Below are 24,378 nucleotides of genomic sequence, written 5' to 3'. Positions count from 1 at the left end.
GTTGCTTTCAATGCATTTTCCCGCATGAGACGCTCGACACGATGCAGAACACAGGAAAAGCATTCGGCGAGAAGGCCGTGCCAGACGCGCCGCGCGCCGTAGGTGCGGTCGCTATGTTTAAATCTGTCCTTGATCTTGCCGAGCAGCGCCTCGTCATACCGAGTATGCTGGCTCGTAGACCGGTGTAACCAAGCGTGAAAGCCGGAACGCGATATACCCAGCGCTTCGCAAAGCCATGCCGCCTTCTGCCCGGCAGTCGTTGCAAAGTTACGACGATAGGGCCAGATCAACCGGTGCTTCGTAATGCATGTGACTTCATATCACGTCCTTCGCACGGTGGGCGGCCTTTTTTACGTGTCGCGCTCCCAGTTTGGCCTCTCAATCTCAATCTCCTCAGGATTAAACTGTCCCTGGCCAGGAACGCTTGTGCCGAGTCCGAACCATATTCCCTGCCCCACTTGCGCAAGACATTCTCCTTAACATCAAGATCGCAGAATGCCTGAGCGACAGTGACCCGACGCTTCTTAACTGAACTGCCTGAAGCTTGTACTCGCGGCTGAACGTCCTTGGTTGCATCATGCGCTACAGTTTTTATTGGAAGCACCTTGACCTGGCGTCCACCAAACCGGAGCAGGCCTCAGGTTCGACTTCGCAAATTAGTCACTAAAACTAAGGAACTAACGATGGAAGGCCGCGTTGAGCGATTGTCGCGGTAGCGCCGGTTGGCGTCGTAGTGTTGCTTGCGCGGCTCGGTCTCGCGTTCGTGGGTCCTCTCGACCCATAAATATGCGTCCTACCCCGGTATAGGTGGCAATTCGTCGGACCATGCGTCCGATAGTGTTCGAGGGATGAAAGACAGATATGAGTGACATTGTCCTAAATCCCGAGTCAGACGGACCGTCAGGTGGTTGGGGATCGCTCAAATCGATTGCGCGAATTTTCGGCGAGACACGTCCGCCAGCGGGCGTGCTAGAGGAGCTGGCACGGCAGAACAAGCCGGGCGGCGTAATGTGCGTCTCCTGCGCCTGGCCCAAACCCGCAAACTACCATCCCTTCGAGTTCTGTGAGAACGGTGCCAAAGCGACACTTTCGGATCTGACGAGTGCACGCTGTACGCCCGATTTCTGGTGTCAACACACGGTGGCGGAACTGCGCGAATGGAAAGATTATGATTTAGAGCAGACGGGAAGGCTGACGCATCCACTGCGATATGATGCCGGAACCGATCGGTATGTCGAAGTGTCGTGGAAAGAGGCTTTCGAAAGCATCGGAAAGACGCTGCGGACGCTACCGCGTGAAAGCGTCGTGTTTTACTCATCAGGACATGCGGGCTTGGAGGCATCCTACCTTTATGCGCTTCTAGCTAGAACTTACGGCACCAACAATTTGCCGCAGAGTTCAAACATGTGTCACGAGACGACTTCGGTCGGGCTCAAAAAGGTAATTGGCTCTCCCGTCGGCACGATTATTTGGGAAGACCTCCAAAAGGCCGATGCCTTCTTCTTTTTCGGGCAAAATCCGGGGTCAAACAGCCCGCGCTTTCTCCACCCGCTTCAGGAGGCCAAAAAGCGTGGCGCCAAGATTGTCACTTTCAATCCTCTGATTGAGCAGGGCCTGGTGTCCTTTGTCAATCCCCAAAGCCCGATGGACATGATAACGGGCCACGAGACGCAAATCTCGGACGAGTATCTTCAAGTTCGCGCGGGAGGAGACATCGCGGCAATCCTCGGTCTTTGCAAAGTAGTGATCGAGGCCGACGACGCGGCGATGAGGTCCGGCCATGCGCGCGTGCTGGATGTCGTGTTCATCGAAAATCACACCGTTGGTCTGGATAGCTTTGTAGACCTCGTTCGCGGTACCACTTGGGATAAGATTGAACAGGAAAGCGGCCTGACGGAAGCGGCGATCCGTCGGGCAGGAGAAATCTACATCCAGTCGGAACGCGTGATCGGCGTGTATGGCATGGGGCTGACACAACAATCTCAAGGCTCTCTGAACGTGGCGATGGTGGTAAACCTGCTGCTCCTGCGGGGAAACATCGGGCGAGAAGGAGCAGGATGCTGTCCGGTCCGAGGACATTCCAACGTTCAAGGTCAGCGAACCGTCGGGATTGCCGAGAAGACCAAGCTAATCCCAATGGACAAGCTCAAAGCCCTCTTTGATTTCGATCCACCAACGGAAGATGGCACGACGATCGTTGATGCAGTGAAAGGGTTGCTAGCGGGCCAAATCAAAGCGTTTATTTGCTTGGGAGGCAATTTATTGCGCGCGGTTCCCGACCAGAATGCGATGGAACAGTCTTGGGCCGCGCAGGACCTCACCGTGGTAGTATCGACGAAGCTGAACCGCAGCCATCTTTTCCCTGGCAAGACGGCGTTCATCCTGCCCTGCCTTTCACGTTTCGAGCGCGACGAACAGGCCACTGGCCCGCAAGCTGTTTCGACGGAGGACAGCTTCTCCAACATATCGGGATCTTTGGGCAAAAGGCAGCCGGCCTCCGAGCATTTAAAGAGCGAGCTCGCCATCGTGGCCGAGATTGCGAAGGCCGCTGTTCCCCCCAATCCAAAACTTAGATGGGACGACTGGACAGCCGACTACAGTATCGTCCGCGATCTCATCGAAAAAACCTACCCTGAGGACTTCAAGCAGTACAACGAGCGCATATTTCAGCCGGGAGGCTTTTACCGCGGAAATCCTGCTCGCGAGCGTGTCTGGAAGACGGACACGAACATGGCGATGTTCACGACACCAGAGCAGTTGAACGCATTGGCGTTCGAAGACGCGCCGGGTCGCTATCGACTCATTACCATGCGGTCGAACGATCAATTCAATACGACAATCTACGGATATTCGGATCGGTTTCGTGGAATTGAGGGAACGCGCGATGTCGTTTTGATGTCCGACGAGGATATAAGGAGCGCTGGGCTGCGGGAGGGACAAGTCGTGACCCTGATTGGCGACTTTGACGATGGCGTGCGACGCGAGCTTAGAGGCCTTAAGGTGACAGCTCACAACTTGCCCTTGGGCACGATTGGAGCCTACTATCCGGAAGCCAATGTTCTTGTAGCGATCGATCATCATGACGAACAATCCAAGACGCCTGCATCAAAGGCGGTGCCCGTACGGATTGAGATCTGAAGCGCAAGTTGCCGGTTATGTGCGCAGGACCGCCCTCCTTCCAGGGTTGGCTGTCGAAAGACCAGTTCTGGCTTGAGCCGATCATTGCACCGTCGACAGTGGATTTAATCGAATGTCGGCGCAACTGGCCTTTCCGCGGTCCTACCTTGTCAACTTGGCATACCCCTTCGCAAGGATAGGACCGGTGGGGCGATTGGTCGGTGAGCCACCTTCCCTCTCAAGAGTGATCTCATAAAGCTGTGCATCGGCTGGCGTCGGAAGTGACCATCCCGCCAACTTCGCTGAACGTGCCTGGTCAAGCAACCCGAGAGACATCGGACCCATCTCGACCGATGGTAGGGTCCAGACCTGCATTGTCATATCGGACGGGACAACAAAATCCGTCAGCAGCCTCACATTGGCAGTGTCGTTCCCGAAATCCTCCACCACTGCCTGCACCTCGCCCGCCTCGTTCATGAGCACCGCGACAACGAGTGGGTCGAGCCGCCGTGTCATGCTCCACGTCAGGCCGATGGCCAGAACGACCGAGGCAGCCATCGCTGTAATGGCAGCCGCCCGCCAATTTAAGATGTGATTGCTGTTAGCCGCTACAGCAGCATCTGGGAAATCATGAGCGGCAAGCTTGGACTGATCGGGTAGGCGGGAGGAAATCGCCTGCCAGAGACTTTGTGACACATCCACTGGGGCGAGGCCCGTGTCGAGCGGCAAGAAGCGTTCGCGCGCCTCATCAACGGCCTGCCTCAAAGCCACATTCCGCTCTATCTGCGCCTCGACATACGCCCTGTCTGCTTCGTCGAGCAAGCCAAGCACATATTCGTCAGCGATGGCGGGGATATCGTTGGACTCCAATTTCATGCCATACACTCCCGAAGTGAGGAAAGGCCCCGCCTTATCCAGGACTTGGCGGTGCCGAGTGGCAGCCGTAGCCGTCCGGCAATCTCGCCATGGGTGTATCCCCCGACATAGGCCATCAGGATGCCGCGTCGGCGTATCTCTTCGAGTCCGCTGAGGCACTCGTGCAAACGGCTGTGTTGGTCCAGCGTATGCCAAGCCGCCATGATCTCGTTGAGCTGATCGGCATCCCGCAACGCCTCCACCTGATCGTCGCCGACGAGGTCTTCGCGACGTCCATCACGTAGTAGGTTGAGTGCGCGGTTTCTTACGATCGAGTAAACCCAACCCCGCGCCGAGCCGCGCCCCGGTGTATACTGATGCGAATGGGTCCAGATGCGAATAAAGCTCTCTTGCACAACTTCTTCCGCAAGCTCACGTCGTCGCAGTATCCGTTGCGCAACAGCCACAAGACGTCCGGCTTCCTGGTCGAATATCCGCCTCAGCCCGTCCCGATCTCCTTTTGCACAATCTGCGAGCGCTGCTTCAAGGTCTGTCGACTGATCCGTCACCAAGGCCAAGCGCCTTCTCCTGGGGTTTATCGTGGGCAGAGCGTTCGTCTCTGCTGTTGCCACGCCGGCGTGTTCTCGTCCAGCCCAGACGCTCTGCCGGGTGTAAATTCACCTTATTGTGACAACACATAAGATGACGATTGGGATGCAGCGCCAAAAATATTCCTCGTGGCTGCATCCGCGGGCGGTTTCTCATGTGTCTCCTGATGGAGAGCCTACAAGCGCTTACGCCGCAAGCTCTCACTGAAACGAAACGCAACTGGAGAACAACATGACCCTCGCCCGCACCGCTTTTGCCGCCTCGACTGTCCTGATCGTATCCATAACAGTCGCGCACGCCGCCCCGGTCCTCGGACTGACGGGAGAAAAGACTTTGATCATGTTCGATACGACGAAACCTGCTGTCACAAAGACAATGGAGGTCAACGGCGTCACCAAGCTCGTCGGCATCGATTTCCGCCCAGGGACAAAGACCGTTATTGGCGTGACACCGGAACACGCTATCGTATCCATCGACCTTGAGACCGGGGCCGCAACGGAAGTTGCAAAAATGGACAAGATGTTGCCCTTGACCAAGGCACCGGTGGTGGTTGATTTCAACCCCATGGCCGATCGTCTGCGTTTCATGACCGGCACCACAAATCACCGTGTTCATCCCGACACAGGCGCCGTAACCGTTGACGGTACCCTGGCCTTCGAAGACGGCGACATGCACAAGGGCGAAACGCCGAACATCGTCGCAGCAGCCTACACGAATTCTATTGGAAAGCCCGAGAAGACGGCGATGTACAATATAGACGCGACCATCGGCGCACTTGTCCAGCAGACCAAGCCGAATGATGGCACGCTCAAGGCCATCGGAAAGCTCGGCCTGAAAGATAAGCCAGCGGCCTACGCGTTCGATATCCAGGGCGAGGAAGGCGGCAAGAACACTGCCTATCTTGTAGCGAGCAAGATCCTCTATACCGTCGATTTGGAAACAGGTGCAGCAGCTGAAGTCGGCGCTATCGATGGCGTTGATAACGAGGTTCGCGACATCGCTATTCTCCCCAGCATGTGATCGATCGGCGTAGCGGCTCTGTTCAAGAGCTGTCTGGCTGAACCCTAGGACAGAAACGATCGGCCGCCCGTTGAGGCGGCCGATTTTATTTTTGGGGGCGCAGAGCTTACATCTTGGGAAGCAGGACCTTATCGATCACGTGAATGACGCCGTTGGACTGTTTGACGTCAGCAATCGTGACATGGGCGACATTTCCATTTTCGTCCGTCAGGCTGATTTTGCCCATGTCCTCCTTAGCCTTGAGAATGCAGCCACCGACCGTTTTGACGTCGTGTGTGCCGTTGTCGTCTTTGATCATCTTCTCGATGGTCGACGCCATCGCGTCAGCAGCGACGACGTGGCAGGTCAGCACCTTCGTCAGTTTCTCCTTATTCTCAGGCTTCAGCAGTGTATCGACAGTCCCCGCCGGCAAAGCTTCAAACGCCTCGTTGGTCGGCGCAAAGACGGTGAATGGGCCCTTGCCTTGAAGCGTTTCGACTAAGCCGGCAGCCTTAACGGCAGCGACAAGCGTCGTGTGATCTTTCGAATTCATGGCATTCTCGACGATGTTCTTGTCTTCAAACATCGCGGCCCCGCCAACCTTTGGGTTCTTTGCGTAGGCGCTGCCAGTTGCAACGGCGAGAACGGTTACGCATGCGGCAAGACGAGTGACAAACTTGGGCATAATCTGCTCCTTTGTGCCGATGACCCAGACGCGGACCGCGTCTCCCAAGGTTCGGCTCCCGACGACGGGACAGAACCGTTACGGGGCGGCCCCATGAGAAGTTTCAAGAAATCGGCACCGCGCGCGGAAAAATCGTCACGGTTTCAGCGCGTCAACTGTTCCGTCAAGACCAGTGCACGACAATCGTTTGGGATGCGCGGTCAGAGGCTTCGAGCAGTCCCACTAGCGACGACCGGACCGGTCGCACGACCCGTCGGCGATCCGCCAAATGGTTCCAGTGTCACGGCAAGCGTTGCTCCATCGCCAATTCGCTCGCGAAGATCAGCTGGGATGACGAGATCGCCTTCAGTACCTGGGGGGAGTATACCAAGCGACAGCGGATCGCCCTCGCCGGGAACGAGCCAAAGCTCCAGCGATTTTTCTTCACGTGCGCCGGCTGCAACCGGTACGACGCGCATACGTCCGCTTCCGGAATCATAGGTGACTAGCATGCTCACCGCATTGGCCTGCGCCGATAATTCAGCGATATATTTACGATCACTCACACCCAAGGACACACTTCCTGACGCGTAGATCATCGCGCTTGCGGCTATTGCAGATGTCCCAATGGACAACCAACGCCAGAAAGACACTGAGTTCCACAGACCGCGCCGGGCATCTGCCACTTGCTGCTCACCAAAAATGCGACCTTTGATTTGGCCTAGAACGGCGTCGCTCGGCGAGATCTCATCATAGGCGTCATTGAATGTTGACAGGTCACTTTCCCAGTGCTGGATGAGCGTGGCAAACGAATGATCCTCGGCCATTCGACGTTCGACAGCTCGCCGGGCCTCGAGCGAGAGAAGCCCTAGCACATATTCGCCAGCGAGAATCTCGTCCTTTGGGGTGGCGTTATCTCGGCTCATCGCTGCATGCACTCCCTAAGTTTCAAGAGGCTGCGGCGCAACCAGGTGCGCACCGTGTTCAACGGGACTTTCATCTGCTCTGAGAGTTCAAGGTAGCTCAGTCCCTCGACATAGGCGCGGCGAACCGCACCAGCATGAATCGGATCCAGCTCAGCCAGGCATTTATCGATCCGGCGACCCTCATCCTTAATGCCAACCTGTGCTTCGGGGCTGGGCATTGTCTCGTCCGCAACGTCGTAGGCGGCCTCGAGATCGTCGGGCACCGGCTTGCGGGCACGAATAAGGTCTATTGCGTGGTTGCGGGCGATAGTGGCGAGCCACGCACTCGGGTTACTGCTGCCAGCTACAAAGGTTCGCGAACGCTGCCAGACTTTGACGTAGATCTCCTGGATCGCATCTTCAGCGTCGCCGCGATTATTCAGAATGCGTAGGCATATGCCCATCAACTTTGGGCTAGTCATTTTATAAAGCGAGATGAACGCCGCCCGGTCACCTATCGCAACACGATTGATTAGGCCTTCGATATCGTTGCTCTGCATTGAGAATGATCCTGCCACCTGCTTCATATAGAAAGCGATCCTCGTCGAAGACAAGCGCAGCTTTGACACAAAGAGGTGCAAGAAGCCGGAATTCGCAATTATTCGGGCCTCCGGGTGGCTATCTGCGTAGCACGTGAGTGTTTATGCCACCAAAAGTTTGAGAAATGACCGATCCACACACTGAGCTGCGTTTTACATAATGAACCCCGTCGGCTGAAGAGCAACCTCGTGACCGTTACTCGACCGGAAGAGTCGGATTTGCCGTAGCCCATGCCCATATTCTCTTTTCCTAATGATTGATCTCATAACTCCTGACGGCCTGGCCGATGGCAGTAATGCCACATTTGGAGTTACGGAAGATGGCGCCCCATAGTTTCAGGAATACCACGAGTTCCACGATTTTATGCGCCCGCACAATCCGCGTGAGGTCGGCGTTTTACGAGAGGCTCCGCCTCCGGCACCGGTCAGAAACACCCTTGACTTGAGACCAACGGGTATCAACTCTCTTTTACCGACCTACGAGGTCAACGCGACGCATCGTGTCGGGAAGCTGTCGCCGTTCGGAATGACATTATGGCAACAACAATTTGTGGTGACTGATGACAGAGCGAGCTTTCTATGCGTCAAATCCAATGAAGAACAGCGTGATCAGTGCCGAATTGGTAAAGCACGCCCGGCGCCGGCCTTTAGGACGCCCGATTTCAGGATTGGCAATGCGCTACCCATCGCGCGCACGAAAATACACTTCAGATGCCCGGAACGCGCCGCCGACACGCTTACACTGAACGACAACATCAACCGAAGCCCGAAGTAGGGTCAGGACTTCGGCGCGTTCCATGTCTCGACCGGCGTCCGATTCCTTTACCAGGAGAGCCAGTTGCTCAAATGCCAGAACCACCGAGCCGGCATGAACGGTGGTGATAGAGCCGGGATGTCCAGAATTGACGTTGCGAATATAGTAGAAGGCAGTTCCGTCGCGGAGTTCGTGCAGCATAATGCGATCCGGGCGCATGCGCAAACTCGCCTCCAGCAATTCCTTCGGGCCTGCACTGGACAATCCCTGCCTATCTTTCGAATAGAACAATCGGACGTTGTTCTGCTGTGGAATAACGAGCTCTGCGGTGTCCTCGATTGATATAATTCGCTCCTCGCCGGGTATTTGTTTGATGAGAGCTTTGCACAACGTGGTCTTCGCGGAGCCGGTCGCGCCCGAAACCACAATGTTCATCCGAGAAATAACGGCCTGTCGTAGGAAATCCTTGATCCGGCCGTCGTTGTAGAGCCTAGCCAAGTCATCACGCCCAGTGGGTAAGTCGTTCGAAACGGTGCGCGTGTTCGCGAAAAACTGACGGTGTTCCAGATCATCGAGCGTGAAGTCGGCTGACGATGGTTTCCGTATCGTGATGCTCACCGTGTTTTCTAGCGTTGCCGGTGGGATGACGATCTGAATGCGCTCGTTTCCGGGAAGGATTGCTGAGAGGATCGGCCTTCGCTGATCGATGGATTGATGTGAGAAGCTGGCTACGGCCCGAGCAAGCCGCATGAGCTTATCGAATGTGAGGGTCGGAACGTCAAAGGCCTTCCACCCATCCATACCCTCCGTCAGCACTTGACCAGGCCGATTGATGATCACCTCATACAGTGATGTGTCTTCAAGGAAGATCGCTATCGGTGACAGTAGCTCACGGACCACCGTGGCGTCGGTTTCCTCCGTCATCTAGCTTTCCCTATTTTGTCACAAGCTTTGAGTCTGGAGCAAAGTCACCCGTTACAGACCTATGTAGGATGCGGCGCTCGGGCTCGGTAACCCGCAGGTGATATACGTCCGAGAAGTCGAGATCGCGAGCTACGAAGATCGACAAGACCCCGCCTTGATGCATGGTCAAGGTCGGCGGAATGTTGATCGACTGCTCGACAGCAATGGCTGCGGCCTGCTGACCGGCGCTCGCGGTGTTCTGCGCATCAACATCGCTGTTCTGCAGCCGACTGTTCGCATAGCTCGTCGCATCGCCTACAATCGAAAGCAGCAACGCGCTTCCGAACCGCTCCCACCAATGGGTATCGAGATGGCCCGCGATGCCCGCGCGGCCGAGAGCATCGGTGGCCGGTGAGGCAAGGGTGACGATCACGCCCTTTGGCGTTTTTGCTCTGGTCCACAGAACGAAGAGTCTTTTTTGCCCCCGCTGCAGGGCACCCCGGTACTCTCCGACGACATGGGTGCCCTTCTCCATCAGGACGACCCTGCCATTGTCGGAAAGAACGTCGCGGTTGATAATGCAACTGGTAAAGCCCGGTTGATCCGAAGCCAGTGCGGTCTCTAGCACGCAGGGGATAGATGTCCCCATCGCAACGATGAAATCCCGATTACCGAGCGTTCCGGCGCGCGAGCCTTCAAGGCGCGTGGGCTGCAAACGACCGTCAAACTTCTGTTGATCGGCGTCCGACTGGATCTTGCTTGTCATGTTATTTTCCAGGGGAACCCAATCGCTGTCTATCGAGACGGCCTGGTCATTGATTTCGACACGAGACGAGGCGTTTCTCTGGTTTCCGCTATAGGCCATGACAGGCGCACGTCTGGCTGAATCGAGCAGTTCGTCCTTTTCCTCGACAACAGACTCGACAACAGGTGTGGGCAGCGTGACCTCTGGGACAGCCTGGACCGGCTCGATTTTCTCCCGGGCGGGCTCGAAGGTGTTGGTCTGGCGTATGACGACCCGTTGGGGCTGTGTTTGATCGTCCTTCCTCTTGTTTCCTGAGGTTGACCAGATCGCAAATCCGACAAAGCACAAGACAGCGAACGCCACCGCACCGCGTTTGAGAACGGGATTTCTGTCTATTCGCCTGGCGGTGACTGTCTCGGCACGTTCGCCGGGGATGCGGGTCTCGTCTTCATGTAGCATTGTCGTCGCCTCCCCTATTTTGCCGTTGAATGCGATTTCACGACGCGCTCAACCGAAGGAGATGTCGTGTAGGTTTTGGGGTTGATCCCAACTCGTTCATAGGCCTCGTTAAACACGCACAGGACGTCCTTGCCGCGGCGCAGGATGAATTTGCGGCTGATCGCATGGATCATCACAAGGTTCCCGTCGACCGACTTGGGTACCAGACTCTCTGAGCCGTCAGAGTTTTCGATATAGATCGCCGGCATCTCCTGGTTGCCCACAAAGGCGAAGGTCGTGATCTTGCCATTGTCGTAGACGCTCTGCGGCTCCAGCGCCTGAGACCCCTGCGCCGAGTAGCGCCAATTGCGCGGCCCGTATGCTTCATGGAGTGCCAGCACAGTATCGGCCTCCTTTGCCTGGGCGGCAAGTGCGCGTGCCGCCGCCTGCTGCCGCCGCAGTTCAGCCTCATCCGCGGGATATCGAAACTTTACATAGAAATACGTATTCTGGCCGACTTCAACCGTGCCTTCGCGCACCGTCAGCTCCATCTGGTAGCTGCGGGTCGAACCGTCTCGCCGTGTTGTTACGACAGAGATATTCGTGACAGGCTGCTTTTCGCGGGGCTTTAGGAAAAGGATGTTGCCGGCCGGCGCTACTTCCCAAGCCACACTGTTGCCTAGCGCGACATGGGCGACCTCTTCGTCCGCCGCGAACTCGACCTGCACGGAAGAGCGGAGCGAGCCAACTATCTTCGTGATATTATAGGGCTGATAGTCCACGAAGCGGACACGGCTATCCTGGGAAGCGCCACGCGGGATCTCCAAAGCATGAGCGATCGAGAGGGATCCTGTAGAGAGAGCGGCAACAAGGAACATTTTTCGTATCAATTGATCGCCTCCGGGTCGGCGCGGTACTCGCTGACCGCAAAGCCGAGGGGATTTACAAGCCGGTCCGTTGCGGACATTGGAGCGTTGGCATACGAGTAGGTCAGAGTCGCGATCCAATGGGTGGTGCCCTCCTCATCGGTCCGCGTAACCGTACGCACGTAGCGCACCGAGACGACATTCTGATTGATCAGCGAAATCGACGCGATGTTTATCCTGACCGTTGCTGAGCGACCGTAGATGACCTGCGGCGACTCCGGATTACTTCCGCGATAAGTCGCTGCAAACCGATCTTGCTCTGCCTGCGTAGACAGGAGTGCTATCGTCCGAAAATTTTCCTGTGCCTCGCTCCACACATATCCCTCGCGGGCACGGACATATTTCGCTGCGAAATATTTCGTCACGGCTTCGTCATAGGTAGCGTCATTCGACGTCAGGGCAGAGACCACATCGACGATGCCAGTTGAGTTGTCGACACGCACGACGAACGGTTCGACCGTCTTAAGGGGAGTCAAACCGGCCACCGCAAGGACGGAAACGACTGCGAGCACACCGGCCGCGATCGCAATCGACCACGCCACACGGTTGGAGCGCTCGATCTGAATCATCCTATCCTGGTCGAAACGCCGAGCCTTCTCGAAATAATTCTTCAGGTTTTCTGTTCCAATCATGTCCTCACCCCACGCAGGAACCGTGCGAGCCATCGACATCGAGGTGGGCAAAAGGCTCCAGCCCTTGGCGCTCCGCGGTATACGGCATAATAGACGTTGATGATCTCGTCTCCGAGTGGCTGGATTGCAAACTTCGGTAGCCTTCCCATTCCCACATCGAGCGATTGAGCGGACGGCGCGAATAGCCGTCACATCTCGGCAGCGGATCGGTGAGCGATGCGCAACTGCCAAATACGGTGGCCATTGCGAGCAGGAGGGAGAGCCTGATCATCTGAGAGGGCATCATACTGCTGTTGAGAGAAATCATCGTCTCGATCCCCTCCTGCCGGCTGTTCGGCCAACAAACCGAGCAGTCTGGGCGATGGCATGCCCAGTCCTTCTGGTTCCACGAGCAAGCATCCCCTCATGCGCGTCGCGAGCAGCGCTGTAGCCATAAGCCAGCGACGCGCCACCGGAGGCGAGCGCTGATGCGATGCCGGGAAGCTGATAGAAGACATAGAGGGCCGCGATGCCAATGGCGCAAAGCGCGGTCGGTCGCATGAGAACATCGCTGTAACCGTCGATCGCCGTGAAGGTGGAATCAATGCACGAGATCAGCAATGATCCAACGGCCACCACGAGAACCTGGAGTACGACGAAATTGGCCAGTTGGCCAATCCAGGCCTCGGTGAAGCGGCGTGTGGACTTGAACATCGCGAATGCCACGAAAATGGGGCCGATCGCCAACACGATGGCGAGCGCCAGCCGCGCATAGAGCGAGACGACGTAGCCCAAACCGGCGACGAGGAAGCTCACCACGATCACCATCATTCCGCCGACGCCGGTGACGATATCCACGGGCCATGAGGCGCGCGACCAGATATCTGTCGCCGACGCCTGCCCCTTGTCCAAGAGGCCGTCGAACGTGCTAGCGCTTGGTGTGGTGCCGGAATTCAGAGCCTGCGAGACCTCGCGTGGCAGGAAATCGAAGAAAACATCGGTGACATACTTTTGGTATTCGCCAGCGTTTTTGACGAGCAGGACGATAATGGCGAGCTTGATTGCCCGGGAGACAAACTCAAGGACCGGTTCCGAGACCGATCCGCGCAGAACGAGATAGCCATACAGAACGATATAGAGGGTGACCGCGGCAGTCAGCGGGCCGGTGATCCATTCTGCGATATTCGACGTCCCGTCGGAAACGAACGTCTCTATTGGTTGTTTAAACTGTCCGTCGATGAACTCGAACACTTGATACATCTTGTCATTCCTCAAGAGTTACGCTTCTTCTGAAGGTGCCGTCTGCGGTCGGTAGCTTCAGCGTTTGCGCAGTTATTCGTGTCCGCACCGCTTACGAGTTGATGCGGCAGTCGGACCGGATGCGGTCGAGCAGTGTCTCATCCGCCGTCAGATCGCTGATGGAATGGGCGGTCGTTTCTCTGCGGAGCACCGAGTGAGTACGAGGAGGCGTGTCACGGCGGCAAGCTGCCTACCGCAGCGCCGCCTTCATGGAATCCATGCGCTGGCGCCATTCCTCGGCGTTGCGCTGGATATCGACCTGGGCTTGAGCGCGCTGAACCATTTGCAAACCCTCCATTCGCATAACGTCCAATTGCATAAACACCTGCTCTGCCTGAAGGCGAGTCTGCAGATCCGCGATTTCTTTGGCGTCGCGTGCCGACGAAATTTTTTCACGCAGTTCGTCGACGCCTTCCATGCGTTTCGCCGCCGCATTGTAAATTTGCTGGCCGAGGCTCATCTGCCCAGCATACTGAGTCTGGATCCGCGATAGTTCTTTTGCGTAGAAATCGTCAGCGTCCGTCCGGTAGTTCGAATTGAGCTCGACGAATCTTGAAGCGGACTGGCCGAAGACCCCTGACCCAGTCCCTGTCAGCAAATCCTCAATAGTGGCGAAATCGGACGGAAGGGCTTTCCGAACGGCCGGGTCGTTCAACACATTGGCGACATCGGCCATATCGGTCAGCTTGTTGAGCGAGCCATAGAGCTGCTGCGCCTGCTCAATCTGCTGGTGTAGCGCCGTCAATTGGGATTTTAGCTGCGCAATGCTCTCGATGTGCTTAAGGATCGCCGTCTGGTCGATCACGGGAATCCCGTGGCTTGCGGCCGTTCCGGCAGAGAAGATCATTATAATCGCCGCCGCTGCGCCGTGCCGCCTGTTCATAACCATCAACGCACACTCCTTCGCTCGTGGAAAATAGGAAGCCAGTCCGCTTGATCGCCACCGACTTGTGCGCGGATCGCATCCGCGAGTTCAACATTGCCGGTTCGTCCGGAGAGTATTGCGAGTTCGTCGTCGAAGCCGTCGAGATCTAACTCAGCGACGACGCTGTTGTGCCCTTGCTTCAGCACGAACCGTCGGCTTTCGATGGAGAGCTCGCGCGCGATAATTTCATATTCGCGTTCGGTCAGTTTGAAGCCGCTCACGTAGTCGGCGTGATCGCCACGAGCATTCGGAAGAAAAATCTGGGTCGGGCATTGTTCGATGATAGTGTGGGCGATCGATGAGTTGATCGCGTCGCGTGGGCTTTGCGTGGCAAACAGCATGAGACCGTTTTGCTTGCGGATCGTCTTCAACTTGTTCTGAGCGAGATCCCGGAATCCCTCGTCCTGCAGCGCCTTCCAGAATTCGTCGATAACGATAATGATCCGACGGCCGTCGATCAGTTGTTCCACGCGGTGGAAGAGGTAGGCCATCAGGGGCGTGCGGATTTCCTCGTTGTCGAGGAAATCGGTCATGTCGTAACCGACCATCTTTCCGCTGAAGCCGAGATTTCCGACGCCGATATCCTCAATGGCGTTGTCGAAGACCCAGCCAAGCGGACCTCCCCGTTCCCACCGACGCAGCCGCGCGGCGATGCCTTCCGGGTTCGTGTTGTCGAGGAAGGTCCGGAGGGCGCCAATCGTACGGCGGTCCATCGGCAGGTCGGCCAGACCATCAATCGCGGCGGCAATATCGCGCAGCTCAGTTACCGACAATTCCCGCGTACTGGATCCGACCAGCTTTCCGACCCAGTGCGCAAGGAACACCTTGTTTTCCGGCGTGAGCTCGAGGGCCTTTAGGGGAGCGCAACCGGTCGGAGTTCCGTTCTTGAGGGGGAAATAGGCTCCGCCCGCAGCCCGAACATAGAGATCGCCCCCACGGTCCTTGTCGAAGAAAACGACATACGGATCGTGCTTCTCAAGCTGCGACAGCATGAAATTGAGCAACACCGTCTTTCCAGCGCCTGACGGGCCACAAATGAACGTGTTGCCAAGATCGCCATAGTGGAAGTTAAAATAGTAAGGTGATCCGGACGCGGTCTTCAGAAGCGCGACGGCTGGGCCCCACTCGTTCCCGTCCCTTCGACCGATTGGATAGGAATGGAATGGCGACAGCGCTGCGAAATTCCGTGATGTGATGGCACCGGACCTCGCGCGGAACCGGAAGTTGCCGGGAAGTTGCGCCCACCATGCCGCTTCGAGGCCAAGGTCCTCGCGCGCGACAACGGCGCCCCCGTTTGTCAAGCTCGCGCGGGCCGTGGCAAGATGATCTCCCAGCTCCCTCACCGACGGCGCGAACACCGCGAGTGACAAATGATGCTCGCCCAAAACGAACCTGTTCGACTCAAGTCCGTCCATCGCGTCGTCGAGTTCGTCGATTTGCGATACCGCCTTGTCGCCACTGCTCAGCATTTGATTCTGCTTGCGGCCCATTATGGTCCGCGCATCCACCTTCGAGATAAAGGAGAAGGATTGCGACATGATTAGTTCGAACGGGCTTTTTAAGACATCGTCCAGCATCCCGGGTCTGGTGGTGGCTGGATATTCCTTGAAGCTCAGCATGCCGGCAAACCGGCTCTCGGCCTCGTGTCGAATCTCGATCGTTTCGCGGCCAATGATGACGCGGTCCGAATAGATCGCCGAGGCAATGCGGCCTTCTGTAAGGGGAACTGGTTCCGATCTTCCGCCGACGAGTTGGTGGAGAACCTCGCTCGGCCGGGAGAACGCGAGCCCCTCATGGTCATAAAGCGACAAGACGCGAGGCTTAAAGCGCTTCAAGCCAGCCGTGATATCGATGACCTTGTCGCGAAGTTGCTTCAGCGCCTCTTCGTCGAGCTCTACGCACGACCGGCTCGCCCTGACCAGGCGCGACAACAGTTTCGCAGCCCTCTCCGCCGGGTCGCGCAGCGGCGACCAGACGACGGACAGGTAGAGGTCGTTTCGAAAGAGATCCGCACGAACGATACGGTCACGATATTTTCTGTTGAGGCTCGAGGAAAACGGTGCGTTGAATGTCCCTTCTGGATAGGAGTTATCGCGACGGCGGATCAGGTGCGTCCAGAGTGCAAGCCGCTCGTCTGCAATGTTCCTGTAAAGTGTGTTGAGGTCGCGATGTAGCGAATTAAGATCGTGAACATCCGCGGTCTCGAAGGATACGCCTTCGAGTGCGATCACCATCATTAGCGCCCGCGACTCCAGAGCAATTGTTCTTTCATCGACATGGCGTACGTAAGGAATGAAGGTTTCGGGATCGAGCTCCCTCAACCTGATCGTTGCGGCACTAGGCAAAGCAGAGATCCCTTTCATCGAAACGGCGAGAAAGCCTCAGCGGCGAGATAGATGTGCCGCCCCAATGGAATGTGTTACGTGATCGTCCCCGCGTTTCCACCCAGGCAACCGCGATGCGGAACATGTTATGGTCGTGCTTGACGAGCGCCCGGAAGAGAATGTGAAAGACCACGCCTATCAGTGCGTACGCAACCGAGCCGGCGGCAAGATAGAAGATCGTGGTGACGATGACATTGACACCCATCGCCTCTACGGTCACCCCTGCGAACATCGCCGGCCGCGTGCATGCGATGAAAAGCGTGTCTTCCTCAAGTGTCGAGCGCGCCGTCACCATAGTTCAGCTGCCGATGATCGTACTGACAAGCTCGGAAGAGCCCGCGATGACACCGATACCGACGATCCAATAGCCAGCACGTCTGAGGTCCATGTATCCAAACATCCATGCGAGCGCGATCAAGATCACAGCGATGGTCGCGAACAGGCGGAATATGTTGCCCTGCAGAATATCCACGACATTCTGCAAGATCGTCTCGATCCCGGCAGCCTGGGCGAAAGCTGGTTCGGTCAATGTCAAGAGAAGGGCGGTCGCCATCACGGCGGTGGTCGCGATCGAGCGTGTGCGATAATCGAGGGTCATGTCAGTCTTCTCCATTCTTATTCTCAAAAACGAGGATCGACGAGCGTTGCCGGGCGTTAAAGACGTCCCATGAAGGCACTTTCGCATCGGGTAAGGTCGCTTGAGGGGAATTCTCAGCCGGCACTTCGAGCAAGCGGCCTTCTGATCGGCGATCCGCCTCATTGCTCTTGATCTCCACGAAGTGACCGAATGTCAGAGTCGCAATCGCTGGCTTTGACCGTTCAATCGCGCGCCTAACCTGATCGTCGTAGTTAACCAAGGCGCCGATTGATGGATCACCCCGTCCATAGAACGATTGCAGCATGATCTGTTCGGCCCGGTTCTTATCGGCACCCGAGTTGATGGCGACGCGATAATACCCGTCGAGCAGCGTTGCCGTTGCTTTCAGGTTGAGGCACGGGTCAAATGCGTCGGAAATTGAAAGGTTTAATTTATCGAGGTCGTCCAGTCCGATCCCGCCCAGACCAAGCTGAATATCTTGGCGGTCGGCAGCGAGTGTCGTGGCGGTTTCGATCGCCTCAGCCAACGCGCCCGGTTGTTTCGCTAAAGGGAGCCCACTGTTAATGCGGATGTTGAGGGGCGCGAATCGGCTTTCGAGACTGATGACGCCTGCTAGTGTTTCGGTCGCAATAAAGGGTGCGCAGGCCTGCGCAAGATCAGCAAAGGAAACGGGCATGACTAGAACCATATCCTCTGCTTGCCGGCACCCTCAATGATGACTTCGATGTAGCGCGGTTTCTCACGTACGAGTGGGCTGGAAGTCGAATAGGCGGTGCAGTATTGGCGCCCGTCCTTCCATTCCCAACGGGCGGAGAATGATGAGGGGTAGCCTCCTCTCTCAGAGGTGTGGTCGCGTCCGCATTGGCGATCATCCACGACCTGCTTTGAAATAGATACGCAGGTCGCATGACGCCCGAACTGACCTTGTCCTGCGATCAGGCGATAACCCTCGCCACAATGGAAAGGCTCGTATTGTGGACGCGAACTTTGGAACCCCACGCCACTGCATGTAGGGAATGATCGACCTTTTGCCAGCCACCTCCAGAGTTTGTGTATCGGCGGCCTGCGTGCCGCAAACTGCGTCGGGCCTCCGGGATTGGAAAGGCATAAGATAACTTGGCAGCCCCACTCATCGGCGCGAGCGCTTTGTCCGGAAGTAAGATATACTGAGCCGAAGCCTAAAGCTGCTGTAACCGTTAGAAAGAAAAGGCGTTTCATGCCCTAGAGCCTCCGATTAGAGTTCCGTCCGGACCGGACGAGAGATTCGTCTCGTCACCACATTCTTACTATGCAAATAATAGATAGTTAAACCAATGGCAAGCAAATTAAGCGACCGATGGCAAACCCAGGCCTTGCCTCTCTTTGCCGTGCGAGAGATTCTTGACAAACCCCTGGAGGATGAGACGCCGCAATCCCGCATCAAACAGATCGGCATGATGAATATCCTGTACATGATGCATCAGGCGCATGAGAAGCTAACGCTCTCAAATTTAATAGAATTTACCGGGATGACGCGGAGTGGAGTTCTTGAGACGATCGAACTCTTGGTCCGGCGAGGAGTCCTGATCGAGACGCTCGGGAAGAACTCCATGGGCAGGGGAACGGCTAGACAGTTCACATTCGATCCGCAGGTTTTTAGGGCGCTTCGCGGTAACGCCACGAATGAAGCAGACTGATTTTACCTATCGATAGTTTTCATTCTCACTTGATACGGCAGACACCATTTCAGTGATAAAGAAAGTGATCTACCTGTCGCGTCGTGGGCTCGGACTCTCCTTGCAAAAGAGTGCCCGTATGAAATGTAGGTGGTTGCGAATCGGGGAGTGAGGCTACGGCCCGACTTAAGTTAATCAAGCGAGCCAAAACCCCTATCTGCTTTCCTGGCGCATTGACCCTTCTTGGGTCGCTTCGCTACGAAACGCCGCGTATTCTTCGTGTGATCATAATGACTATCACGGCAGCCGACAGGACCGCGAGGAGGTTGTAGGTCATCGCGCCTGAGAACGCGTCGGCATATCGCTGCGCCTGCGATAGCCCTTCGACGGGTTTTTCACCAAGAATGCCAACGAAGAAGATGCCGACAACAGAGACCCCGAAGGCGCCTCCAACCTGCTGCATGGTGGAAATGACGCCAGCCGCCATACCGGCCTTTCTGTCCTCGATGACGCCGATCACCATATTTAGGAGCGGCGTCATCGAGAGGCCTTGTCCAAATCCGAACACAACGAGCGCTGGCAGAAGCGCCCTTTGAACAGGTTCATCTCCAAGATTACCGACGCTCATCATGAGCCAGCCGATGCCTGCCGCATAGACCATCATCCCGCCAGCGACTGCTATTTTTCCACAACGATCCACGAGCTTCGGGGCGATCACCGATGCGGCGACGAACCCTACGCTTGCCGGTGCAAACAGCGTACCGGCTTCAAAAGGTGTCATGCCGAGACCCGACTGTACCAGCAAGGCGAAGCAAAGAAAGAGCGAGGTTGACGTTGAATAGGTCAGAAGCACAACCAGGGACCCTGCGGAAAACTGGGTACGTCGAAACAGGCTAACGTCAATCGCAGGAGAACCGCCGCTCTTCGTTACATGGCGCTGCCAGACGAGAAATGCCGTGAACATCGCTAGTGAGGCCGCCATGCTGGCCCATGTCCACAAAGGCCAGCCAGCATTCGGCCCTTCCAGCAACGGTAAAAGCAGCAGCAACAATGCCGCTGTTGCCAGCGCAATACCCAGCCAATCAATGCCGACCGTATCAGACGAGCGCGACTCGGGGATCAAGCGTGTCAACGGAACCGCGATCACGCCAATCGGAAGATTTATGAGGAATATGATCCGCCAACCGGAGCTAAACAGATCGCTTTCCACGAGAAGCCCGCCGAGGACCTGTCCAGCGATGGCTGCTAGCCCCAGTGTCATTCCAAGGATGCCGAAAGCCCAGCCCCTGCTCGCTTCGTCATACATTACCCGTAGCAGAGCGTACACCTGTGGGAACATGATCGCGCCGGTCGCACCTTGGAGAAAACGTGCACCGATAAGGCTAGTTGCATCGGGCGCGATGCCACACAGGAATGAGGTGATCGCAAAACCCGCCATCCCGAGTGAGAACAAGCGGCGACGGCCGTAGCGGTCGCCAAGCCTTCCGCCCGCGATTAGCAAGACCCCAAAGGCAAGTTCATATCCAGCGATTACAAACCCAACCTCGGCAAAGCTGGCACTAAAGTCAGACTGTATTGCGGGAATAGCGACATTGACCACGAACAGGTCAAACACGGTGATGAAACCGCCGAGCAATAGGATGGCCAGCGCAAAAGCCGAGGGCCGTGCTATAGCACGGCTCTGGCCGGTACGGGTTCCAGCAGGGACTTTATCGAGGTTCATGAGCAACTCCTTCGTTCTTGAAGTCGCTTCGCACACGCTTTAAACTGTTACTATGGAACAAATTATCCTATTACTATGAACAACGTGTTTGACAACCGCCTGGATCGTAAGCACGGCGAACTGGCCGATTTTTTGCGGCGACGCCGAGAGAGTTTGTCACCGCTGGATGTCGGTCTCCCAGCCGGGAAAAGGCGACGCACTCCAGGGCTACGACGTGAGGAAGTCGCAGCGCTCGCGGGCGTCGGCATAACTTGGTACACGTGGCTCGAACAGGGCCGAGACATCAAGGTCTCCACCGCCTTTCTAGATAATGTCTCGCGTGTCCTCAAACTGGATGAAACGGAACGACGCCATTTGTTTCTCCTTGCACACCAAAGGCCACCCGCCATTTCGGGCCGGGCATGGTGCGAGGTCCCGACATTGGTGCGCCGGCTTCTGGATGACCTTACGGAGCGTCCATCGTACGTTTTGAACCTTCGATGGGATGTGATTGGATGGAACGCCGCCGCCGAACAGCTCTTCAAGTTCGAGCAGCGCGACCCCGGTGACCGGAATATGCTCTGGATGTTGTTCGCCGATGATCGTCTCAATCGAAGGATCGTGGGATGGCATCTTCAGGCTCCGCAGGTTCTGGCGAGCTTCCGACGTGATTTTGCCCGGGCTCCGGAAGACGAAAGCATGATAGGACTCGTCAGGACCTTAGAGCAGGTATCTTCATCGTTCAGGACGCTGTGGAACCAGTACGACGTGCATGGTCGCTGTGATGGCCGGCGGAGCTTCATTGTAGAAGGCCAAGGAACGGTGGCGTTCGATCATTCGTCCTTCATCGTGGACGAGGAAAAGCACCTCCGTCTCGTATATTACGCGGTGGCTACTGACCGGGAGATTGGTGAAGCGGCGACAAACTGAAAATCCGATGGGCCGGTTGACCAGCGGCGAGGTCTCAAGGCGCAATGGAACTGTGCGGGCGGAGGGCGACGACATGGAGAAATCATGTCTTGAGGCATGAGGGCCACCCGCTCTGGTCAAAGGGCCTGCAATGGCCAGTATGCTGGCGACTCAAGTCCTACGCGGCAGCACCAGGAGTCAACAATTCTTTCGTCATGCCGATCGATAATTGCGCTCTGTATGGTAGTCATCAAGAGCTTGGAGGCGACATTCGCATGCTGACAGCGAAGAACATCAGGCCGATGACTGCAAAGCCCGCGAACACGCTAAACATTGCGACGCCCCCAAACGCCTCGAGAACGGCACCGCCAATCGCAGGACCGATGAAACTTCCAATCATCGAGAACGATTGGGCACCGAAGTAACTCCCTCTATTTCGCTCCGTTGAAGCATTGTCTATCAAAACGTACTCCGATGGAATGACAAGGATCTCTCCGACCGTGAACAGGATCATTGACACGAGGACCCCGGATAATCCGACGGATATCATCAACCCTATCTGGCTTATCACGAAGAACACGCACCCGACCGCGACGGCTTTGTAGGCACCGAGGCGCTCGACAATACGTCGGGCCAGCGGATTTCCAATAAGGACGACGAAGCCGTTCGTCGATACGGCGTACGCGTATATTTCAACGCCATCGGAGAGGCTGTTTGTAAGATACGGAGCCAGCGTTACGGTCCACTGGCCGTACACTGCGATTAGAAAAGTGCTGCCCGCGATAAAGCTCTGTAGACGACGATCCCGAACTGCGGTCCGAATGTTTGAGAGGAACGCTAGGCCTACGGCGGGAAGCTGCTCGTCCGCGGAACTTGGTGCTGGAAAATGGATCAGTTCCAGAACTAGGGCGAGCAGAAGGTAGATGGCGGATGCGGCGAGAAACAAGGTTGTCGACGCGACCCCCGCGGCCAGACCTATGACGGGCCCAACAGCCCAACCAACGTTTGAAGCAGTGTAACGCCATGAAATGTACTTCAGACGCACAGTCTCGGTGCAAATATCGCTCATAAGGGCACGCGACATCGGGCCATAAAGAGAGATTGCGGTCGCGGTCGTCACCTGGGCTGCACAGAAGACAATTACGGTTTCTGCTAGGGCCAACGCAATCATACCCGTGGCGAGCGTTAAAAGAACCAGCGCGAGAATTTTCTTGCGCCCAAGGCCGTCCGACAGCGCACCTACCACAGGCGCGACGAAAGCCCCTAGCAACGAACCCGCCCCCAAGAGAAAGCCGATCATTGCGGGGCCGAGGTCAAAATCCTGTTGGAGCTTTATCGCCAGGAAAGACAATGTCATCGCACGCGCGATCGTTACCGCGCAAGCTCCTGCGACAAGAAACAGAACAGCATATGGAGCCCTAATGTCGGACAGCATGTTACCTCGTCTTCGTATCGCTTGTTCAAGGCGAGAGCCGCTTCAATTGAGCGGCACGACCGAGATCAGACCTAAAGCTCCCGCAGCAATTCGCATCCAACGCGTCATTTCACGATCCGTCTAGCTAACGATTTCGACAGATTGGCCTGCCCCTCAAACCCGTGGACGATCAGGGCGGCCGGTTCGGAGGTGCGCCACGGTAGCGGCCCCAAAACATCGCCGCTTCTGACCGACCAATGGAGATCGCGGCCGTTCGTCTATCAAGGAGATGACCATGGTGGATCCACAGATCATCGAACGTTGGCGCACTGCGCCCCGGCTCACGTCCTTCGCCCCGTTCTTCGAACAGACTGCGAGCGGGCAAGGGGGAGCTCCAGACATCGGCAAGCCCGCGCCGGATATCAGCCTTCATGATTTCGATCTCGACTGCGCCGTTTACGCCGATACGCATTTTCGACTTTTCGGCCCGTTCGACAGCCATTATCACGCGAGCATTCCCTACCGGCTCGAAGAGACCTGCCGTCTCGGTCCGGCGATACTGTCAGTCTGTCTTCGCCGCTGGGCGAAAACCGCCCAGGCCTCGACCCTTTACACCTTGGGCGCTGGTACGGGCTGCATGGCGCGGTCGGTCGCCGTGCTGGGTGACGGACGCGTCAAGACACTCGCCTGCAGCCCAACGCCCGCGAACCGGGCAGCATTCTTCGCTAAGCGGGGAAGCGAACACGCGCATTTTTTCCTCGGGCCGTTTTTCGAGTTGGATGCGGCTCGATACGCCGCCGATCCCGACCTCGCTCACTTTCGCAACGGATTCGATGTGCTTGTCGAAGACACGACATTCCAAATGTACGATCGGGACCGTGCCGCGCAGCTTTCCTTCATCACGCCGCGCCTGCGGCACGGGGGAATTTTAGTGCAGGTCCAGAAGCTTGCGCACGAGGACCACGACGTTTATGCCGAGCGCGAGAATCAGAAAGACGGCTTGTTCAAGAGCCGCTTCTTCTCGGACGGACAAATATCTGAAAAAAAAGCGGAAATCCTCGAAACAATGGCGAATTGCCAAGTCGACCTGCAGACGACGGTCGCGGCCTTGCGGCTGTTCTTTCGCTATTCTGTGCTGACGTGGAACAGCGGAAACTTCTATACCATCGTCTCGTCAAATTCGAGGGCGTCGATCCTAGAGTTCGTATCGCTGATGGTCAAACCGGCGATCCCGCCCGCTTTCTGCTACGAGACACTGCCAGCGGTGATCATCGACACGCCATCTGAACCACTCGGCCCTGCCCTCTCGTGGCGGCGCGCCAACGGCAGGGCGGCAATGGCTGCAGGGCGCGCCGAGGAACCGTGAA

Annotated in this window: 24 protein-coding genes and 1 pseudogene; 5 read left to right on the top strand and 20 right to left on the bottom strand. The window is 56.6% G+C overall.

Annotated features, from left to right (window positions below; genetic code table 11):
• Nucleotides 1–2: 2 nt before the first annotated feature.
• A pseudogene (locus K6301_RS24740) lies at nt 3–576 on the bottom strand (IS3 family transposase); the annotation flags it as partial.
• Nucleotides 577–861: 285 nt separating this feature from the next.
• Here K6301_RS24740 and K6301_RS24735 point away from each other — a divergent pair.
• A complete protein-coding gene (locus K6301_RS24735) occupies nt 862–3,138 on the top strand; it encodes an FdhF/YdeP family oxidoreductase (protein ID WP_247221483.1) in 2,277 nt (758 codons plus the stop codon).
• 141 nt (nt 3,139–3,279) lie between these two features.
• Here K6301_RS24735 and K6301_RS24730 read toward each other — a convergent pair whose 3' ends face one another.
• Both K6301_RS24730 and K6301_RS24725 read right to left on the bottom strand, forming a co-directional pair.
• Nucleotides 3,280–3,993, bottom strand: coding sequence for an anti-sigma factor (locus K6301_RS24730; RefSeq protein WP_247221482.1), 714 nt, complete (start codon nt 3,991–3,993; stop codon nt 3,280–3,282).
• Nucleotides 3,990–4,541 carry a sigma-70 family RNA polymerase sigma factor gene (locus K6301_RS24725; protein WP_247222520.1) on the bottom strand — a complete coding sequence of 184 codons (552 nt, stop codon included), beginning with the start codon at nt 4,539–4,541 and terminating at the stop codon, nt 3,990–3,992. The genes K6301_RS24730 and K6301_RS24725 overlap by 4 nt, the downstream gene beginning before the upstream one ends.
• Nucleotides 4,542–4,812: 271 nt before the next feature.
• Here K6301_RS24725 and K6301_RS24720 point away from each other — a divergent pair, with 271 nt between their 5' ends.
• Entirely contained in the window at nt 4,813–5,601 is a 789-nt protein-coding gene (locus K6301_RS24720; RefSeq protein WP_247221481.1) for a DUF4394 domain-containing protein, read from the top strand.
• Nucleotides 5,602–5,707: 106 nt separating this feature from the next.
• Here the strand turns inward: K6301_RS24720 and K6301_RS24715 are convergent, their stop codons facing one another.
• The 15 genes from K6301_RS24715 to K6301_RS24645 form a co-directional block, all read right to left on the bottom strand.
• Nucleotides 5,708–6,265 carry a fasciclin domain-containing protein gene (locus K6301_RS24715; RefSeq protein WP_247221480.1) on the bottom strand — a complete coding sequence of 186 codons (558 nt, stop codon included), beginning with the start codon at nt 6,263–6,265 and terminating at the stop codon, nt 5,708–5,710.
• 200 nt (nt 6,266–6,465) lie between these two features.
• Entirely contained in the window at nt 6,466–7,170 is a 705-nt protein-coding gene (locus K6301_RS24710) for an anti-sigma factor (protein ID WP_247221478.1), read from the bottom strand.
• Entirely contained in the window at nt 7,167–7,709 is a 543-nt protein-coding gene (locus tag K6301_RS24705; RefSeq protein WP_247222519.1) for a sigma-70 family RNA polymerase sigma factor, read from the bottom strand. Before K6301_RS24705 ends, K6301_RS24710 begins: the two co-directional genes overlap by 4 nt.
• Nucleotides 7,710–8,427: 718 nt before the next feature.
• Nucleotides 8,428–9,426, bottom strand: a complete 999-nt coding sequence (gene virB11 / locus K6301_RS24700; protein WP_247221477.1) for a P-type DNA transfer ATPase VirB11 — start codon at nt 9,424–9,426, stop codon at nt 8,428–8,430.
• Between the two features lie 10 nt (nt 9,427–9,436).
• Complete coding sequence (virB10, locus tag K6301_RS24695) at nt 9,437–10,609, bottom strand: type IV secretion system protein VirB10 (protein ID WP_247221476.1); 1,173 nt, start codon at nt 10,607–10,609, stop codon at nt 9,437–9,439.
• Between the two features lie 14 nt (nt 10,610–10,623).
• On the bottom strand, nt 10,624–11,466 hold the full coding sequence (virB9, locus tag K6301_RS24690) for a P-type conjugative transfer protein VirB9 (protein WP_247221475.1): 843 nt from the start codon (nt 11,464–11,466) through the stop codon (nt 10,624–10,626).
• 8 nt (nt 11,467–11,474) lie between these two features.
• Entirely contained in the window at nt 11,475–12,146 is a 672-nt protein-coding gene (locus tag K6301_RS24685) for a VirB8 family type IV secretion system protein (RefSeq protein ID WP_247221474.1), read from the bottom strand.
• A 4-nt stretch (nt 12,147–12,150) separates the two neighbouring features.
• Entirely contained in the window at nt 12,151–12,417 is a 267-nt protein-coding gene (locus K6301_RS24680; RefSeq protein ID WP_247222518.1) for a hypothetical protein, read from the bottom strand.
• A 32-nt stretch (nt 12,418–12,449) separates the two neighbouring features.
• Nucleotides 12,450–13,385 (bottom strand): TrbL/VirB6 family protein, encoded by a 936-nt coding sequence (locus K6301_RS24675; RefSeq protein ID WP_247221473.1) that lies wholly within the window; start codon nt 13,383–13,385, stop codon nt 12,450–12,452.
• A gap of 229 nt (nt 13,386–13,614) precedes the next feature.
• Nucleotides 13,615–14,313, bottom strand: coding sequence for a P-type DNA transfer protein VirB5 (virB5, locus tag K6301_RS24670; protein ID WP_247222517.1), 699 nt, complete (start codon nt 14,311–14,313; stop codon nt 13,615–13,617).
• Nucleotides 14,313–16,694, bottom strand: a complete 2,382-nt coding sequence (locus tag K6301_RS24665; RefSeq protein ID WP_484594002.1) for a VirB4 family type IV secretion/conjugal transfer ATPase — start codon at nt 16,692–16,694, stop codon at nt 14,313–14,315. The genes virB5 and K6301_RS24665 overlap by 1 nt, the downstream gene beginning before the upstream one ends.
• Nucleotides 16,687–17,028 (bottom strand): VirB3 family type IV secretion system protein, encoded by a 342-nt coding sequence (locus tag K6301_RS24660; protein ID WP_247221470.1) that lies wholly within the window; start codon nt 17,026–17,028, stop codon nt 16,687–16,689. The genes K6301_RS24665 and K6301_RS24660 overlap by 8 nt, the downstream gene beginning before the upstream one ends.
• A gap of 3 nt (nt 17,029–17,031) precedes the next feature.
• On the bottom strand, nt 17,032–17,331 hold the full coding sequence (locus K6301_RS24655; protein ID WP_247221468.1) for a TrbC/VirB2 family protein: 300 nt from the start codon (nt 17,329–17,331) through the stop codon (nt 17,032–17,034).
• A 1-nt stretch (nt 17,332) separates the two neighbouring features.
• Nucleotides 17,333–18,007 (bottom strand): lysozyme family protein, encoded by a 675-nt coding sequence (locus tag K6301_RS24650; RefSeq protein WP_247221466.1) that lies wholly within the window; start codon nt 18,005–18,007, stop codon nt 17,333–17,335.
• 2 nt (nt 18,008–18,009) lie between these two features.
• Nucleotides 18,010–18,549, bottom strand: coding sequence for a hypothetical protein (locus K6301_RS24645; protein ID WP_247221465.1), 540 nt, complete (start codon nt 18,547–18,549; stop codon nt 18,010–18,012).
• Between the two features lie 95 nt (nt 18,550–18,644).
• Between K6301_RS24645 and K6301_RS24640 the strand changes: the two genes are divergently transcribed.
• Nucleotides 18,645–19,007, top strand: a complete 363-nt coding sequence (locus K6301_RS24640) for a transcriptional regulator (protein ID WP_247221464.1) — start codon at nt 18,645–18,647, stop codon at nt 19,005–19,007.
• A gap of 235 nt (nt 19,008–19,242) precedes the next feature.
• Here the strand turns inward: K6301_RS24640 and K6301_RS24635 are convergent, their stop codons facing one another.
• The gene (locus K6301_RS24635) at nt 19,243–20,709 is read right to left on the bottom strand and encodes an MFS transporter (protein WP_247221463.1); all 1,467 of its coding nucleotides are present in this window, start codon (nt 20,707–20,709) and stop codon (nt 19,243–19,245) included.
• Between the two features lie 75 nt (nt 20,710–20,784).
• Here K6301_RS24635 and K6301_RS24630 point away from each other — a divergent pair, with 75 nt between their 5' ends.
• The gene (locus K6301_RS24630; protein ID WP_247221462.1) at nt 20,785–21,618 is read left to right on the top strand and encodes a helix-turn-helix transcriptional regulator; all 834 of its coding nucleotides are present in this window, start codon (nt 20,785–20,787) and stop codon (nt 21,616–21,618) included.
• 229 nt (nt 21,619–21,847) lie between these two features.
• On the opposite strand, the gene K6301_RS24625 is transcribed toward K6301_RS24630, so the two are convergent.
• A complete protein-coding gene (locus tag K6301_RS24625; protein WP_247221461.1) occupies nt 21,848–23,032 on the bottom strand; it encodes an MFS transporter in 1,185 nt (394 codons plus the stop codon).
• A 274-nt stretch (nt 23,033–23,306) separates the two neighbouring features.
• Here K6301_RS24625 and K6301_RS24620 point away from each other — a divergent pair, with 274 nt between their 5' ends.
• Nucleotides 23,307–24,377: a class I SAM-dependent methyltransferase gene (locus tag K6301_RS24620; RefSeq protein ID WP_247221460.1), complete on the top strand. Its 1,071-nt coding sequence runs from the start codon at nt 23,307–23,309 to the stop codon at nt 24,375–24,377.
• Nucleotide 24,378 lies beyond the last annotated feature (1 nt).

The organism is Shinella oryzae (assembly GCF_023038235.1).
Classification (GTDB): domain Bacteria; phylum Pseudomonadota; class Alphaproteobacteria; order Rhizobiales; family Rhizobiaceae; genus Shinella; species Shinella sumterensis.
Note: the sequence above shows the minus strand (reverse complement) of the source record. Positions and strands in the feature narration are given on the sequence as shown.

Bases quoted from the DNA above. Each gene is read 5' to 3' on its own strand.
- K6301_RS24735 (WP_247221483.1), top strand. From the start codon at position 862: ATGAGTGACATTGTCCTAAATCCCGAGTCAGACGGACCGTCAGGTGGT.
- K6301_RS24730 (WP_247221482.1), bottom strand. From the start codon at position 3,993: ATGAAATTGGAGTCCAACGATATCCCCGCCATCGCTGACGAATATGTG.
- K6301_RS24720 (WP_247221481.1), top strand. From the start codon at position 4,813: ATGACCCTCGCCCGCACCGCTTTTGCCGCCTCGACTGTCCTGATCGTA.
- K6301_RS24715 (WP_247221480.1), bottom strand. From the start codon at position 6,265: ATGCCCAAGTTTGTCACTCGTCTTGCCGCATGCGTAACCGTTCTCGCC.
- K6301_RS24710 (WP_247221478.1), bottom strand. From the start codon at position 7,170: ATGAGCCGAGATAACGCCACCCCAAAGGACGAGATTCTCGCTGGCGAA.
- K6301_RS24705 (WP_247222519.1), bottom strand. From the start codon at position 7,709: ATGCAGAGCAACGATATCGAAGGCCTAATCAATCGTGTTGCGATAGGT.
- virB11 (WP_247221477.1), bottom strand. From the start codon at position 9,426: ATGACGGAGGAAACCGACGCCACGGTGGTCCGTGAGCTACTGTCACCG.
- virB10 (WP_247221476.1), bottom strand. From the start codon at position 10,609: ATGCTACATGAAGACGAGACCCGCATCCCCGGCGAACGTGCCGAGACA.
- virB9 (WP_247221475.1), bottom strand. From the start codon at position 11,466: ATGTTCCTTGTTGCCGCTCTCTCTACAGGATCCCTCTCGATCGCTCAT.
- K6301_RS24685 (WP_247221474.1), bottom strand. From the start codon at position 12,146: ATGATTGGAACAGAAAACCTGAAGAATTATTTCGAGAAGGCTCGGCGT.
- K6301_RS24680 (WP_247222518.1), bottom strand. From the start codon at position 12,417: ATGATCAGGCTCTCCCTCCTGCTCGCAATGGCCACCGTATTTGGCAGT.
- K6301_RS24675 (WP_247221473.1), bottom strand. From the start codon at position 13,385: ATGTATCAAGTGTTCGAGTTCATCGACGGACAGTTTAAACAACCAATA.
- virB5 (WP_247222517.1), bottom strand. From the start codon at position 14,313: ATGGTTATGAACAGGCGGCACGGCGCAGCGGCGGCGATTATAATGATC.
- K6301_RS24660 (WP_247221470.1), bottom strand. From the start codon at position 17,028: ATGGTGACGGCGCGCTCGACACTTGAGGAAGACACGCTTTTCATCGCA.
- K6301_RS24655 (WP_247221468.1), bottom strand. From the start codon at position 17,331: ATGACCCTCGATTATCGCACACGCTCGATCGCGACCACCGCCGTGATG.
- K6301_RS24650 (WP_247221466.1), bottom strand. From the start codon at position 18,007: ATGCCCGTTTCCTTTGCTGATCTTGCGCAGGCCTGCGCACCCTTTATT.
- K6301_RS24645 (WP_247221465.1), bottom strand. From the start codon at position 18,549: ATGAAACGCCTTTTCTTTCTAACGGTTACAGCAGCTTTAGGCTTCGGC.
- K6301_RS24640 (WP_247221464.1), top strand. From the start codon at position 18,645: ATGGCAAGCAAATTAAGCGACCGATGGCAAACCCAGGCCTTGCCTCTC.
- K6301_RS24635 (WP_247221463.1), bottom strand. From the start codon at position 20,709: ATGAACCTCGATAAAGTCCCTGCTGGAACCCGTACCGGCCAGAGCCGT.
- K6301_RS24630 (WP_247221462.1), top strand. From the start codon at position 20,785: ATGAACAACGTGTTTGACAACCGCCTGGATCGTAAGCACGGCGAACTG.
- K6301_RS24625 (WP_247221461.1), bottom strand. From the start codon at position 23,032: ATGCTGTCCGACATTAGGGCTCCATATGCTGTTCTGTTTCTTGTCGCA.
- K6301_RS24620 (WP_247221460.1), top strand. From the start codon at position 23,307: ATGGTGGATCCACAGATCATCGAACGTTGGCGCACTGCGCCCCGGCTC.